16 protein-coding genes are annotated in these 12,968 nt (G+C 71.7%); 7 read left to right on the top strand and 9 right to left on the bottom strand.

Annotation, left to right across the window (positions count from 1 at the left end; all coding sequences use genetic code 11):
• Position 1: 1 nt before the first annotated feature.
• Together AC067N_RS26395 and bioB are read right to left on the bottom strand one after the other, a co-directional pair.
• On the bottom strand, positions 2-1,291 hold the full coding sequence (locus AC067N_RS26395; RefSeq protein ID WP_478681352.1) for an adenosylmethionine--8-amino-7-oxononanoate transaminase: 1,290 nt from the start codon (positions 1,289-1,291) through the stop codon (positions 2-4).
• Entirely contained in the window at positions 1,284-2,531 is a 1,248-nt protein-coding gene (gene bioB, locus AC067N_RS26390; RefSeq protein ID WP_478681351.1) for a biotin synthase BioB, read from the bottom strand. Before bioB ends, AC067N_RS26395 begins: the two co-directional genes overlap by 8 nt.
• 200 nt (positions 2,532-2,731) lie before the next feature.
• Between bioB and AC067N_RS26385 the strand changes: the two genes are divergently transcribed.
• The gene (locus tag AC067N_RS26385) at positions 2,732-3,859 is read left to right on the top strand and encodes an 8-amino-7-oxononanoate synthase (protein ID WP_478681350.1); all 1,128 of its coding nucleotides are present in this window, start codon (positions 2,732-2,734) and stop codon (positions 3,857-3,859) included.
• A 57-nt stretch (positions 3,860-3,916) separates the two neighbouring features.
• Here the strand turns inward: AC067N_RS26385 and AC067N_RS26380 are convergent, their stop codons facing one another.
• On the bottom strand, positions 3,917-4,141 hold the full coding sequence (locus AC067N_RS26380; RefSeq protein ID WP_478681349.1) for a DUF397 domain-containing protein: 225 nt from the start codon (positions 4,139-4,141) through the stop codon (positions 3,917-3,919).
• Positions 4,057-5,022, bottom strand: coding sequence for a helix-turn-helix domain-containing protein (locus AC067N_RS26375; protein ID WP_478681348.1), 966 nt, complete (start codon positions 5,020-5,022; stop codon positions 4,057-4,059). The genes AC067N_RS26380 and AC067N_RS26375 overlap by 85 nt, the downstream gene beginning before the upstream one ends.
• A gap of 246 nt (positions 5,023-5,268) precedes the next feature.
• Here AC067N_RS26375 and AC067N_RS26370 point away from each other — a divergent pair, with 246 nt between their 5' ends.
• Positions 5,269-5,727 (top strand): ATP-binding protein, encoded by a 459-nt coding sequence (locus AC067N_RS26370; protein WP_478681347.1) that lies wholly within the window; start codon positions 5,269-5,271, stop codon positions 5,725-5,727.
• A gap of 338 nt (positions 5,728-6,065) precedes the next feature.
• Here the strand turns inward: AC067N_RS26370 and AC067N_RS26365 are convergent, their stop codons facing one another.
• The 4 genes from AC067N_RS26365 to AC067N_RS26350 all read right to left on the bottom strand — a co-directional run bounded on the left by AC067N_RS26365 (position 6,066) and on the right by AC067N_RS26350 (position 8,398).
• Positions 6,066-6,539 (bottom strand): C40 family peptidase, encoded by a 474-nt coding sequence (locus AC067N_RS26365; protein WP_478681346.1) that lies wholly within the window; start codon positions 6,537-6,539, stop codon positions 6,066-6,068.
• Between the two features lie 545 nt (positions 6,540-7,084).
• Positions 7,085-7,402, bottom strand: coding sequence for a hypothetical protein (locus AC067N_RS26360; RefSeq protein WP_478681345.1), 318 nt, complete (start codon positions 7,400-7,402; stop codon positions 7,085-7,087).
• Between the two features lie 7 nt (positions 7,403-7,409).
• The gene (locus AC067N_RS26355) at positions 7,410-8,051 is read right to left on the bottom strand and encodes an ATP-dependent Clp protease proteolytic subunit (protein ID WP_478681344.1); all 642 of its coding nucleotides are present in this window, start codon (positions 8,049-8,051) and stop codon (positions 7,410-7,412) included.
• 185 nt (positions 8,052-8,236) lie between these two features.
• Positions 8,237-8,398 carry a hypothetical protein gene (locus AC067N_RS26350; protein WP_478681343.1) on the bottom strand — a complete coding sequence of 54 codons (162 nt, stop codon included), beginning with the start codon at positions 8,396-8,398 and terminating at the stop codon, positions 8,237-8,239.
• Between the two features lie 134 nt (positions 8,399-8,532).
• Between AC067N_RS26350 and AC067N_RS26345 the strand changes: the two genes are divergently transcribed.
• A complete protein-coding gene (locus tag AC067N_RS26345; protein ID WP_478681342.1) occupies positions 8,533-8,811 on the top strand; it encodes a type II toxin-antitoxin system Phd/YefM family antitoxin in 279 nt (92 codons plus the stop codon).
• A gap of 456 nt (positions 8,812-9,267) precedes the next feature.
• On the opposite strand, the gene AC067N_RS26340 is transcribed toward AC067N_RS26345, so the two are convergent.
• Positions 9,268-9,393, bottom strand: coding sequence for a hypothetical protein (locus AC067N_RS26340; protein WP_478681341.1), 126 nt, complete (start codon positions 9,391-9,393; stop codon positions 9,268-9,270).
• 473 nt (positions 9,394-9,866) lie between these two features.
• Here AC067N_RS26340 and AC067N_RS26335 point away from each other — a divergent pair, with 473 nt between their 5' ends.
• Genes AC067N_RS26335 through AC067N_RS26320 form a run of 4 tightly spaced genes read left to right on the top strand, consistent with a single transcriptional unit; the run spans position 9,867 to position 12,878 of the window.
• A complete protein-coding gene (locus AC067N_RS26335) occupies positions 9,867-10,169 on the top strand; it encodes an urease subunit gamma (protein WP_086752804.1) in 303 nt (100 codons plus the stop codon).
• A gap of 9 nt (positions 10,170-10,178) precedes the next feature.
• Positions 10,179-10,490, top strand: coding sequence for an urease subunit beta (locus tag AC067N_RS26330; RefSeq protein ID WP_478681340.1), 312 nt, complete (start codon positions 10,179-10,181; stop codon positions 10,488-10,490).
• Positions 10,483-12,204 (top strand): urease subunit alpha, encoded by a 1,722-nt coding sequence (locus AC067N_RS26325; protein WP_478681339.1) that lies wholly within the window; start codon positions 10,483-10,485, stop codon positions 12,202-12,204. Before AC067N_RS26330 ends, AC067N_RS26325 begins: the two co-directional genes overlap by 8 nt.
• A complete protein-coding gene (locus tag AC067N_RS26320; protein WP_478681338.1) occupies positions 12,204-12,878 on the top strand; it encodes an urease accessory protein UreF in 675 nt (224 codons plus the stop codon). The genes AC067N_RS26325 and AC067N_RS26320 overlap by 1 nt, the downstream gene beginning before the upstream one ends.
• Positions 12,879-12,968 lie beyond the last annotated feature (90 nt).

The raw sequence follows: 12,968 nt of genomic DNA, 5'->3' as shown, positions 1-12,968 counted from the left end.
GTCATCCCTCCCGCGCCGCCGCGCACACCGCGCGCGCGATCCGTGCCACGTCCTCGTCACCCGTGACGTACGGCGGCATCGTGTAGACGAGGTCGCGGAACGGCCGCAGCCACACGCCCTCGCGCACCGCGGCCCCCGTCGCCGCCCTCATGTCCACCTCGTGGTCGAGCTGCACGACACCGATGGCACCGAGGACCCGGACGTCCTTCACCCCCGGCACGTCGAGCGCCGGTGCCAGCCCTTCCCGCAGTCCCGCCTCGATCCGCCGGACCTCCGCGAGCCAGTCCTGCCCCAGCAGCAGCTCGATCGAGGCGAGCGCCACGGCCGAGGCCAGCGGGTTGCCCATGAACGTCGGTCCGTGGGCGAGCACCGGCACCTCGCCCCGCGAGATCCCGTCGGCCACCCGCGCCGTGCACAGCGTCGCGGCCATCGTCAGGTACCCGCCGGTCAGCGCCTTGCCCACGCACATCACATCCGGCGCCACCGCCGCGTGCTCCGCCGCGAACAACGCGCCGGTCCGCCCGAAGCCGGTCGCGATCTCGTCGAACACCAGCAGCACGTCGTGCGCGTCGCACGCCTCGCGCAGCACCCGCAGATACGCGGGGGAGTGGAACCGCATCCCGCCCGCGCCCTGCACCACCGGCTCCACGATCACGGCGGCCAGCTCGTCGGCGTGCCGCTCGACGGCCGAGCGCAGCCGCTCCGCGTACGCCTCGTCGTACTCCGCCGGCGGCGCCTCGACGAACACCTGCCGGGGCAGCACTCCCTGCCACAGCTCGTGCATCCCGCCCTCGGGGTCGCACACCGACATCGGCTGCCAGGTGTCGCCGTGGTAGCCGCCGCGCCAGGTGAGCAGGCGCCGCTTGCCGGGGCGGCCGAGCGAGCGCCAGTACTGGAGGCACATCTTGACCGCGACCTCGACCGAGACCGACCCCGAGTCGGCAAGGAACACATGCTCCAGCCCCTCGGGCGACATGTCGACAAGGCGCTTCGCCAGACGTACGGCGGGCTCGTGGGTGAGACCGCCGAACATCACATGGCTCATCCGGCCGAGCTGCTCGCGCGCGGCCTCGTTCAGCACCGGGTGGTTGTAGCCGTGGATGGCCGACCACCAGGACGACATGCCGTCGACCAGTTCGCCCGAGCCGTCGGCGAGCCGCAGCCGGACGCCGCTCGCCGACTCCACGACGAGCGGCTCGACCCGTCCGGGCATCGGACCGTACGGATGCCACACATGCCGCCGGTCCAGCTCCACCAGCTCGGCCACGCTCGGGTCGGGCGCCTCAGGCATTGGGCGCGAGATCCGTTCCGGCACCCCGACGGCGTACGGCGACCAGATCCGTACGGGCCTCGCCCGCCTGCGGTACGGCCTCGGAGGGGGTGGAGGCCGTACCGGGCGCGGAACCGCAGACGCCGCCCCCCTCGTGGGACCCGCAACCACCACCGCTCGCATGGGACGCGCACCCGCCGCCGCCCTCGTGCGATCCGCAGCCGGCACTCTCGTGGGACCCGCAGCCGCCCCCGGCCGCCCGGTGCTCCGGCAGCGTCACCTGGTCGGCGCCCTCCACCTCGAACCCGGCGTCCGCGATCATCTCCAGGTCGGCCTTGCCCGCCTGGCCCTCGCTGGTGAGGTAGTCACCGAGGAAGATCGAGTTGGCCAGGTGCAGCGCGAGCGGCTGCATCGTGCGCAGATGTACCTCGCGGCCGCCCGCGATGCGCACCTCGACGTCGGGGCAGACGAACCGCACCATGGCGAGGATCCGCAGGCACCGCTGGGGCGTGAGGTTCCACTCCTTGGCCAGCGGGGTGCCCTCGAACGGGATCAGGAAGTTGACCGGCACCGAGTCCGGGTCCAGTTCGCGCAGCGAGAAGACGACGTCCACCAGGTCCTCGTCCGTCTCGCCCATGCCCGCGATCAGACCGGAGCACGCCGACAGACCCGCCGCGTGCGCCTTCTGCACGGTGTCCACCCGATCGGCGTACGTGTGGGTGGTCGTGATCTCCCCGTACGTCGACTCCGACGTGTTGAGGTTGTGGTTGTAGGCGTCCGCGCCCGCGTCGCGCAGCCGTTCGGCCTGGCCGTCGGAGAGCAGACCCAGACAGGCGCACACCTCGACGCCCTCGTTCTGCTCCTTGATGGCCTTGATGGTGCCCGCGACCCGGTCGACGTCCCGGTCCGTCGGACCGCGTCCGGACGCCACCAGGCACACCCGCTTGGCGCCGCCGGCGAGCCCGGCCGCCGCGGCCTTGGACGCCTCGTCGGGCTTGAGCCAGGTGTACTTGAGGATCCCGGCCGTCGAGCCGAGCCGCTGGGAGCAGTAGGAGCAGTCCTCGGGACACAGCCCGGACTTCAGGTTGACGAGATAGTTCAGTTTCACCCGTCGCCCGAACCAGTGCCTGCGCACCTTTCCGGCCGCGGCCACCACGTCGAGCAGGTCGTCGTCGGAGGTGCCGAGAACGGCGAGCGCCTCGGCACGGCTCAGCGGCTCGCGCCGGAGCCCCTTGTCCACCAGCGTGTTCAGCAGGTCCATGAGAGCCGATCCTGTCCTACGGGACCGCTCCCGGCCAAGGAGACTTCGGACAACAGAGTCGGATCGACGTGTGGGTATCGCCACATCGTGGGCGACCGGTCGTCCCGTTAGTGTCTGTGCACTGCCTACAAAAGCCCCTGCCCCGCTGCCACATGGCGGCGCCGGCGCCGAGGGCTGCCCACGCGACCCCCGGAGGACCCATGGCGTTCGGCTGGATCGACGAGGAGGCGTCGGCGCGTCGCCGCGCCGGGCTCGTACGGACCCTGCGCCCCCGCCCCGCCGACTCGCCCCTGCTCGACCTCGCGAGCAACGACTACCTGGGACTGGCCCGCCATCCCGAGATCGTCGAGGGCGCCGCCGAGGCGGCGCGCACCTGGGGCGGCGGGGCGACCGGCTCGCGGCTCGTCACCGGCACCACCGAACTCCACGGCGAACTGGAGCGCGAACTGGCCGCCTTCTGCGGATTCGAGGCCGCCCTCGTCTTCTCCTCCGGCTACGCCGCCAACCTCGCGGCCGTGACGGCGCTCGCACCGCACGGCTCCCTGATCGTGTCGGACGCGGGCAACCACGCCTCCCTGATCGACGGCTGCCGGCTGGCCCGAGGGACCACCCAGGTCGTCGCGCACGCAGACCCGGACGCGGCCCGCAAGGCGCTCGGCACGGCCATGGGGCCCGCCATCGCGGTCTCCGACACGGTGTTCTCGGTGGACGGCGACGCCGCCCCGCTGGCCGGACTGGCCGCCGCGTGCCGGGAGTACGGCGCCGGGCTCGTCGTGGACGACGCCCACGGACTCGGTGTCCTCGGCGACGGCGGCCGGGGCGCGCCGTACGCGGCGGGGCTGGCGGGCGCACCCGATGTCGTCGTGACGGTCACCCTGTCGAAGTCGCTGGGCAGCCAGGGCGGTGCCGTCCTCGGCCCGGCCCGGGTGATCGACCACCTGGTCAACGCGGCCCGGACGTTCATCTTCGACACGGGGCTCGCCCCGGCCGCGACGGGCGCGGCCCTTGCCGCGCTCAGGCTGCTGCGCCGTGAGCCGGAGCGTGCCGCGCGGGCCCGTGAGGTGGCGCGGGCGCTGCACACACGGCTGACGGCGGCGGGCCATGAAGCGGTGCGGCCCGACGCCGCCGTGGTGTCCGTACGCGCGCCGTCTCCGGATCAGGCGGTGCGGTGGGCGGCCGACTGCCGGGCGGCGGGTCTCGCCGTCGGCTGCTTCCGCCCACCGTCGGTGCCCGACGGCATCTCGAGGCTGCGGCTGACCGCCCGGGCGGATCTCACCGAGGGGCAGATCGACCAAGCCGTGGGAATCATCGGCGATACGCGACCGTGAGTCGGCGTCGCGGCCGTGTGTCGCCGGAAGCGGAACCGCTGGGACCATCGGTGATGCTCACCGAAGGGTGGTGATGAATCCCTCCCATGTCTCGGGGGTGAACAGCAGGGCGGGCCCCGCCGTGTTCTTCGAGTCGCGCACGGCCACCAGTCCGGCCAGCCGGCCGGACCCGGGACGGGCCGTCTCCACACAGTTGTTCATCCCCGTGCTGCGGCTGCTGCGCAGCCACCGCACACCGCGTAGTGCGGTACTGGTGGGTACGCTGCGAGGCAGAGCTGACATGGCGCCTCCTCACGCGCCGGAAGCTGGCCCTGAGCCAGTCCGGCGATGTAATCCGACGAGTCCTCGGGCGAAAGGGCGTGGATCTGAAGGGTGTTGAAGGCCTCGACATAGGCCCTGAGGTCTTCTTTCCGTTCGAGGTAGAGGCTACTCGTCAGGTGGTCGAGAACAACCACGTCCAGATCTGACGTGCTTCGAAATGAGAAAATCACGAACGGGCCCGTGATGCCGATGTGCGCCCCGGCGGTGAACGGCAGCACCTGCAGCCTCACCTGAGGAAGGCGCGCCGCGTCGGCCAACCGCTCCAGCTGACGGGCCATGACCTCGGGTCCGCCGACCTCCCGCCGCAGAACGCCCTCGTCGAGCACGGCGCTCAGCTCCAGCGGGGGATGCCCGCGCAGGACGTCCTGCCGTGCGAGCCGCACTTCCACGAGCGCGTCGAGTTTGTCGTCTTCCAGCCCCTCCACCGCGGCCCGCGTCACCGCCCTGGCGTACTCGGGGATCTGCAACAGGCCCGGCACGACGGAGGTCTCCAAGGTGCGCATCCGGCTGGCCTGCGACTCCAGACTGATGAAGTCCCGGTAGGTGGGCGGCAGCACCCCGCGGTACGCGTGCCACCAGTTGTGCCGCCCGCCGCCGTCCTCGGAGCCCGCCAGCGCCAGCAGCAGGTCCCGCAACCCGGCGTCATCCACCGCGTACGCGTCCAGGAGCCTGCGTACGTCCGCGGGCTTCACCCCGCTCGCGCCCGTCTCGATCCGGCTCATCTTCGACTGGTGCCAGCCCACGAGACGGGCCGCCTCGATGCTGGTGATGCCGGCGCGGGTACGCAGAAGGCGCAGCTCTGCGCCGAGCTTGCGGCGGCGCACCGCCGGACCGTACTGCATGGGCTTCTCCTTCCGCCCGGCGCGCGAAGCCCGGTGACGGTAGAGGATGGCCCGAGAGCCCCTCCGCATACGGTCGGCCGTCGGAGAGTTCACCGCTTCGAGCGACAGATATATGCATATCTTGGGGGATCGTCACCCGTGACGGCCCAGGTAGTGGCAGTCTGGCGCGAAGCACCAGTCCGGGACCGTACTCGAATCATCCGCTCCCCGTCGGACACCGGTCCCGTGGGAAAGGGACGCCTCGCCATGGCAGATCACCAGGAAGCATCCGTCACTCTGCCGAGCGATCCCGCCTCGGTGTCCGCGGCCCGTAAATACGTCGCCACCGTGCTGGCCGAATGGGGCCTGCCGAGCGACACGGACATCGCGGACACCGTGCGCCTGATCGTGTCCGAACTCGCCACCAACGCCGTTCAGCACACCTTCGGTCAGTCACCCACGTTCACCGTGGACCTCGCCCTCGACCGTGACGAGCACCTGCGCATCGGCGTCACGGACAGTCATCCCCGCTTCCCGAAGCGTCTGCCCGCGGCCGTCCAGCAGGACAACGGGCGGGGCATGGTCATCATCCGCTGGCTGACCGCCGAGTGCGGCGGCAGGCTGAGCGTCAGACCCACGCGGGAGGGCGGCAAGACGGTGGCGATCGAACTTCCGTGGACCGTGCCCGTGCAGCCGGTCAGGACCGGCGGTCCGCAGAAACCCTGACGGTGTCCTCCCGCCCGGGCGCGGGGACCGTCCCGCCGCGGCGCGATGCCCGCGCCGGCGTACCGCTGTCGCGACCGGAGCGTCCCATGAGCTTCGGCAAGACGCCTCACAGCAGCAGACAGCCGACGAGAGTGCCGCCCCCCGCGGCGATGCGGCTGGAACAGCGAGCGGGGCAGGGCGGCCGGGGCGGGGCTGATGCGTTCGTCGGCCATGACTGTGCGGGTGACCATCAGGGCCCGTGTCACGCCTCCGGAGGAGGGGTGAAGGACGGCTCGGGGAGACCCGGTGAGCGTGGGGCGGCAGAGGGGGCGGCCGTCGGACCGGCCGCCCCCCGCGGGTCAGCGGACCCGCCCGTACCAGACGCTCTTCGTCCAGATCTTCTGCAGCCGCACGACGTCACCCGTCTTCGGCGAGTGCCAGATCTTTCCCTTCCCCGCGTAGATGCCCACGTGGTACACGTTCGAGCCCGAGTGGAAGAAGACGAGGTCTCCGAGCTTGCGGTTGCTCGCGGAGACGTGCTTCGTCTTGTTGTACTGCTGCTGGGCAGTACGGGGCAGCTTCTTGCCCGCCTTCTTGAACGAGTAGAGCGTCAGCCCCGAGCAGTCGAACCTGCCGGGGCCCGTCGCGCCGTACTTGTAAGGGGAGCCCTTCTTGGAAGCCGCGACCTTGAGTGCCTTCGACGCCACTGTGACGGCCTCGGCGTCGGCTGCGACGCCCGGGACCACGATGCTGCCGCCGACGGCGGCGATGGTGAGAGCCGAGGCCGTGCCGGCCCGGGTCAACAGCGACGGGACACGATTCAGCGCAGACATGCGCAACCCTTCGTCAGCCGCCTGTGAAGGATGACCTGTCGGATTCGGGCTGGCGAAGTTGCCCGGCCGCTGACGCGGCTTCACCCCAAGGGCTGCTCGGCCCGGCCATGGCGTGACCGTTCCGGCGACCCGTCGTGCTTGGGTCCTCCACTCCTGCCGATCCACTCCTGTCGACCGGTCATCCGGACGGCGGCAGGACTCGGCGTCCGCCCGGATCGCCCCGCCGCTGCGGCGGGGGCTTGTCGTCAGGAAGGGATCTTGACGCACGGAAGTCCGAAAATCCCAACGGAATCAGGGATTTGTGGTGTTACTCACCACTCGCCCGTTCGGGTGGACAGACCGTTTTCGGCTGTTCTGTCCGAGGAGGCGAGGGCGTCTGTACCAGCACCGGAATCACCAGATCCGGCGTTCGCGTAGGCATGGAGCGCAACTCGGGCAGTCCTTCGGACGGATGGGCCGATGGGTGGTTCCGTGTAGGCCGTCCGGTGGGCCGAAGCCCGGACCGAAGGCCCCGTCAGTAGTACGGCGGGCGAACGGCGATCCGTTCAGGCGGGTGAGTCCTCGGGCTCCGGCGGAAGGGTGACCCGAGCCGCCCGCCGCTCCCCGTCCAGGACCCGCAGGGCCCGGGCGAGCGTGGGCCCGTGCAGCTCGTTCTCGCCGCGTGCGTGCATCAGTTCGAGGGCGTCGCGCAGGGCCGCCGCCCTGCCGACGAGGGCCTGTGCGGCCCGGAGCCCGCGATAGGTGTCTCCGGGGCGCGCCGGATTGATCCGGCCCAGCAGGTCGACCACGTCCAGATAGCGGTCGATCAACTCCGCCTCGGCGCGCGTCAGCGCGGGCAACGGCGGCAGCTCGGGTGGGAGCATCGGCGGTTCACCTCGCGCCGGGGAGCGCCCGCGAGCCCTTGCGGCTCGGTACGACCCGGTCGGCCAGGCCGTAGTCCACGGCTCCTCGCGCGTCGAGGAACGTGTCCCGCTCGATGTCGGCGCTGATCCGCTCGTGGCTCCGCCCGGTGTGCCGTACGAGCATCTCCTCCAGTCCGCGGCGGTTGCGCATCAACTCGTCGGCCTGGATCGCCAGATCGCTCGCCTGTCCGGTGACCGGCCCGGCCGGCGACGGCTGATGGATCACCACCTGCGCGCCCGGCAGCACGGATCGCTTGCCCGGGGTGCCCGCCGCCAGCAACACCGCGGCGGACGCCCCCGCCCGGCCGAGGCAGACGGTCTCCACGTCGCAGGTGACGAAGCGGATCGTGTCGTAGATGGCCGTCATCGCGCTGAACGGGCCGCCGGGGGAGTTGATGTAGAGGGAGATGTCCCGTTCCGGGGACTGGTGCTCCAGGTGCATGAACTGGGCCACCACGTCGTTCGCGGACGAGTCGTCTATCTGCGTCCCGAGGAACACGATCCGCTCCTCCAGCAACTTCGCATACGGATCCATCGTTCGGTGACCCGTACCGGTGCGTTCGGTGAACTCGGGGAGCACTTGGCGGGCCGACGGTCGGTGCGCGGGCATGGGAGCCTCCTCTGATCTTCGTCCGTTAGAAATGTACAGGACGTACATATCTTCAGGGGTGCGCTCGGCTGACAGCGAAAATCCCCGCGGAGCGTGACTGCGTGGGGATGGGTCTCGGGCGGGCTGGAGCGCGTCGGATCAGTTGAGCCGGGGCGGGGCAGGGGACCCGTAGGAGGTGACCGGGGTCAGTCGCGGGTGGCTGCGAGTTCGTTGAGGGCGTTCGCCGCCTCGAGCGCCGAGATCCGCCGGGTGGTCGGTGCCTCCGTCGTGCTCGCCGTGAAGGTGCCGTCCCCGCTGCCGCCGTCCCCGTGTATGCGGGCGGTGTGCCGGCTGGAAGGGCTGGACACGGCCCCCCTGTTCGATTGTCATGAACGCCTCCTGCTGGAGGTCGTGGTGATCCCATGAACGAATGGAGCGTCCGGGGGCAGAAGGGGATCTTCCGCTCCAGGGAGGCTATGGGTCCCGGTTTAAGCTGGACCCCATGGCCTACGAGATTCCGGTGACGCAAGCCAGGGCTGAGCTCGCCGATCTGATCAACCGAGTGGTCTACGGCGGCGAGCGCGTCGTCGTGACACGGCACGGCAAGCCCCTCGTCGCCCTGGTCTCCGCCGCCGATCTTGAGCAGCTCGAAGCGCTTCAGGACCCCGCGGAGGAGCCCGTGATCAGCGCGGTCTCCGGCGTCCGCGAGGTGGCGTCGCATCCCCGCGACCAGCAGCGGTTCGGCATCACGGCGGAGCACCGGGGGCCGGGCGCCTCCTGAGGCGCCGACCGGAGCAGGCATGAGAAGGCCGTGCGCCCCCGTCCGCTACAGCGGGGGCGCATGACCCGTCCGCTACAGCGGGGGGCGCACGACCCGTCCGCTCGGCCGTTGCTCGGGTGGCTCCGGCCGCGAGCCCGCCGGCGGTCGGTGTGCCGGTGCTGACGCCGGAGCGGGTGTGGTGGCGGGCGGGGCGGACATCCTGGACCGCTCGAACAGGGGGCCCGGAAGGATCGCGCCGGGGCCGGGCGCGGCCCACCGGCTCAGGACGAGCGCCGGGCTGGCCCCCAGCTCAGGACCAGCGCCGGGCTGAGTGCGGCGGCGCCGTTGAAGAACGACACCGGGCGCAGCAGCCTCGCTCCCGCGCCGGCGGCAGCCACTGGCCCGGCGCCCCCGCCGGCTCGGGCAGCATCCGGGGTGCCGATGCGGTGCCCGAGAAGGGGGTACCGAGGAACTCGATCAGCAGTGCCCGAGGCCGATACCCGCCCGGCCGAGCGGCGCGGCGAAGCCGGTGGCGGTGGCACTCACGGCGAGGGTGGTGAGGCTCAGCACGCCGTCCTCCGCCCACCAGTCGCCGGTGAGCACACCCGGGCGAGCTGTGGGCGAGGGCGAGGGCGGTGGCGGTGAGCCCGGCCAGGACGGCGGCTCCGGTCCGTGCGCCGGTCGCTCGCGCCCGGCGTAACCCGAGCAGCGTGACCAGCGCGCCGGAGGCGGTACCGACCGGCGCCGGCGGCAGCACACTCGAACCGAAGGCCGCGCCGCGCGGATCGCCCGCCGGAGCGGCCACCACGTCGGTGACCGGCACCCTGGCGCCCTCCTGTGCCGCCCGCCCGGTCACCGCCTGCCGGAGCAAGCCTGTCGGCGTGGGCGGGAGCCGGTCGGGGCGCGCTCGGTGGCGGTGGCTGGATCGGGGTGGGCCGGCCTGCGGGGACGCTGTGTCGGTTAACGTCGCTGAAACGCCGCGCAATTAGCCTGCGCCCACGCCACCAGCGATTTCGCCCGGTGGCGCGGCAACCGGACCCCGCACGGTCCGGAGCGAGGATGTGAGGTGGGACGCCGTGCAACTGACCCCGCACGAGCAGGAGAGGCTGCTGATCCACGTGGCTGCGGACGTGGCGGAGAAGCGCAGGGCCCGGGGCCTGAAGCTGAACCACCCCGAGGCCGTCGCCCTGATCACCGCGCACATCCTGGAAGGCGCGCGGGACGGCCGTACGGTGGCCGAACTCATGGCGTCCGGGCGGAGACTGCTCACCCGTGACGACGTGATGGAGGGCATCCCCGAGATGATCCACGACGTCCAGGTAGAGGCGACCTTCCCGGACGGCACCAAGCTCGTCACCGTCCACGACCCGATCGTCTGAGGGGCTGCCGTGATTCCCGGAGAGATCCTCTTCGCCGAGGGCTCCATCGTGTACAACGAGGGCCGTGAGGTCACCCGGCTGACCGTCCTCAACGCCGCCGACCGGCCCGTCCAGGTCGGTTCCCATTACCACTTCGCCGAGGCCAACCCGGGCCTGGAGTTCGACCGTGCGGCCGCGCGCGGCAAGCGGCTGAACGTCGCCGCGGGTACCGCCGTGCGCTTCGAGCCCGGGATCCCCGTCGACGTGGAACTCGTTCCCCTCACCGGCGCCCGTGTCGTGCCCGGGCTGCGCGGGGAGACCGGAGGTGCTCTCGATGCCTGAGATCTCGCGTGCCGCGTACGCCGACCTGTTCGGCCCGACCACCGGTGACCGCATCCGGCTCGCCGACACCGATCTGCTCGTCGAGATCGAGGAGGACCGTTCCGGCGGCCCCGGACTCGCCGGTGACGAGGCCGTGTTCGGCGGTGGCAAGGTCATCCGCGAATCCATGGGCCAGGCCCGCGCTACGCGCGCAGACGGCACCCCGGACACGGTCATCACCGGCGCGGTGATCATCGACCACTGGGGCATCGTCAAGGCAGACATCGGCATCCGCGACGGCCGGATCACCGGCATCGGCAAGGCGGGCAACCCCGACACCATGGACGGGGTCCACCCCGACCTCGTCATCGGCCCCGAGACGGAGGTCATCGCGGGCAACGGGCGGATCGTCACCGCCGGCGCCATCGACGCGCACGTCCACTTCATCTGCCCGCAGATCGCCGACGAGGCGCTGGCGTCCGGAGTGACGACCCTGGTCGGCGGTGGCACCGGACCGGCGGAGGGCTCGAAGGCGACCACGGTCACCCCGGGGCCCTGGCACCTGGCCCGGATGCTGGAGGCGATGGAGCAGTACCCGCTCAACATCGGCTTCCTCGGCAAGGGCAACACCGTCTCCCACGAGGCGATGCTGTCCCAGATCCGCGGCGGGGCGCTCGGGTTGAAGCTGCACGAGGACTGGGGCTCGACCCCCGCCGTCATCGACGCGTCCCTGACCGTCGCCGAGCGCACCGGCATCCAGGTCGCGATCCACACGGACACCCTCAACGAGGCCGGGTTCGTCGGCGACACCCTGGCCGCGATCGCCGGACGCGGCATCCACGCGTACCACACCGAGGGCGCGGGCGGCGGGCACGCGCCCGACATCATGACGGTGGTCTCCCAGCCACACGTGCTGCCCAGCTCCACCAACCCGACCCGGCCCTACACCGTCAACACCGCCGAGGAACACCTCGACATGCTGATGGTCTGCCACCACCTCAACGCCGCTGTGCCGGAGGACCTGGCCTTCGCCGAGTCCCGCATCCGGCCGTCGACGATCGGGGCCGAGGACATCCTGCACGACCTGGGCGCCATCTCGATCATCTCGTCCGACTCCCAGGCCATGGGCCGGGTCGGGGAGGTCATCCTGCGCACCTGGCAGACCGCGCACGTGATGAAGCGGCGACGGGGCGCGCTGCCGGGTGACGACCGCGCCGACAACCACCGCGTACGTCGCTATGTCGCCAAGTACACGATCAATCCCGCGCTCGCGCAGGGCCTCGCCCGTGAGGTCGGCTCCGTGGAGAGCGGCAAGCTCGCCGACCTCGTGGTGTGGGAGCCCGCGTTCTTCGGCGTCAAGCCGCAGCTCGTGATCAAGGGCGGGCAGATCGCGTACGCGCAGATGGGCGACGCCAACGCGTCCATCCCGACACCGCAGCCGATCCTCCCGCGACCGATGTACGGGGCGATCGGGCGGGCGCCGGCGGCCAACTCCTTGAACTTCGTGGCACCGCTGGCCGTCGAGGACGGCCTTCCGGAGCGGCTCTCGCTCGGGAAGCGGTTCGTCGCGATCGAGTCGACGCGCGGGGTCACCAAGGCCGACATGCGCGAGAACGACGCGCGGCCGGAGGTGCGCGTCGACCCCGACAGCTTCGCCGTGCACATCGACGGTGAACTGGTGGAGGCGACACCGGCCGCAGAACTGCCCATGTCCCAGCGCTACTTCCTCTTCTGATGTCCAGGGCGACGCTTCTCGTACTGGCCGACGGCCGCTTTCCCGCCGGGGGGCACGCCCACTCCGGTGGGGCCGAGGCGGCCGTCAAGGCCGGGCTGATCAGCGGGGCGGAGGGGCTGGAGGCGTTCTGCCGGGGGCGGTTGCACACGGTGGGGCTGGTGTCGGCGGCGTTGGCCGCGGCGGCGGCACTCGGTGTCGACCCGGTCGCGCTGGACGCCGCGGCCGACGCCCGTACGCCGTCCCTCGCCCTGCGGGTGGCCTCGCGCAAGCTGGGGCGGCAGCTGATGCGGGCGGCCCGGGCGACCTGGCCGTCCGACGAACTGGACGCGCTGGCGAGGCAGTTCCCCAAGGGGGCACATCAGCCGGTGGTGCTCGGGGTCGCCGCGCGGGCGGCCGGGCTCGGGCCGGAGGACGCGGCGTACTGCTCCGTGTACGAGAGTGTGAGCGGGCCGGCCAGTGCGACCGTGCGGTTGCTGAGTCTGGATCCGTTCGAGGCGACGGGTGTGGTGGCGCGGTTGGCTCCCGAGATGGACCGGGTGGTGCGGGGCGCCGTCGAGGCGGGGCGGGAGGTGGTCGGTGGTGGGGTTGACGTCCTGCCGGCGGCCTCCGGGCCGTTGCTGGAGATCGGGGCGGAGGTGCATGCGGCTTGGGCCGTGCGGTTGTTCGCCTCGTAGCGGGGGCTCGCCCCGCCGCCCCTGCCCGTCCCATCCCCAGGGGCTGCGCCCCTTCGACCCCCGCCTTCGAACTCGGGGACGTCTTGTCGT

The sequence above is a fragment of the Streptomyces sp. NPDC042364 genome, from assembly GCF_056437585.1.
The sequence above is the reverse complement of the archived record's forward strand: the minus strand, read 5'-3'. Positions and strand labels throughout refer to the sequence as shown.

Bases quoted from the DNA above. Each gene is read 5' to 3' on its own strand.
- AC067N_RS26365 (WP_478681346.1), bottom strand. From the start codon at position 6,539: ATGTCTGCGCTGAATCGTGTCCCGTCGCTGTTGACCCGGGCCGGCACG.
- AC067N_RS26375 (WP_478681348.1), bottom strand. From the start codon at position 5,022: ATGCAGTACGGTCCGGCGGTGCGCCGCCGCAAGCTCGGCGCAGAGCTG.
- AC067N_RS26320 (WP_478681338.1), top strand. From the start codon at position 12,204: ATGTCCAGGGCGACGCTTCTCGTACTGGCCGACGGCCGCTTTCCCGCC.
- AC067N_RS26325 (WP_478681339.1), top strand. From the start codon at position 10,483: ATGCCTGAGATCTCGCGTGCCGCGTACGCCGACCTGTTCGGCCCGACC.
- AC067N_RS26380 (WP_478681349.1), bottom strand. From the start codon at position 4,141: ATGTCAGCTCTGCCTCGCAGCGTACCCACCAGTACCGCACTACGCGGT.
- AC067N_RS26345 (WP_478681342.1), top strand. From the start codon at position 8,533: ATGGCCTACGAGATTCCGGTGACGCAAGCCAGGGCTGAGCTCGCCGAT.
- AC067N_RS26385 (WP_478681350.1), top strand. From the start codon at position 2,732: ATGGCGTTCGGCTGGATCGACGAGGAGGCGTCGGCGCGTCGCCGCGCC.
- AC067N_RS26395 (WP_478681352.1), bottom strand. From the start codon at position 1,291: ATGCCTGAGGCGCCCGACCCGAGCGTGGCCGAGCTGGTGGAGCTGGAC.
- bioB (WP_478681351.1), bottom strand. From the start codon at position 2,531: ATGGACCTGCTGAACACGCTGGTGGACAAGGGGCTCCGGCGCGAGCCG.
- AC067N_RS26370 (WP_478681347.1), top strand. From the start codon at position 5,269: ATGGCAGATCACCAGGAAGCATCCGTCACTCTGCCGAGCGATCCCGCC.
- AC067N_RS26360 (WP_478681345.1), bottom strand. From the start codon at position 7,402: ATGCTCCCACCCGAGCTGCCGCCGTTGCCCGCGCTGACGCGCGCCGAG.
- AC067N_RS26355 (WP_478681344.1), bottom strand. From the start codon at position 8,051: ATGCCCGCGCACCGACCGTCGGCCCGCCAAGTGCTCCCCGAGTTCACC.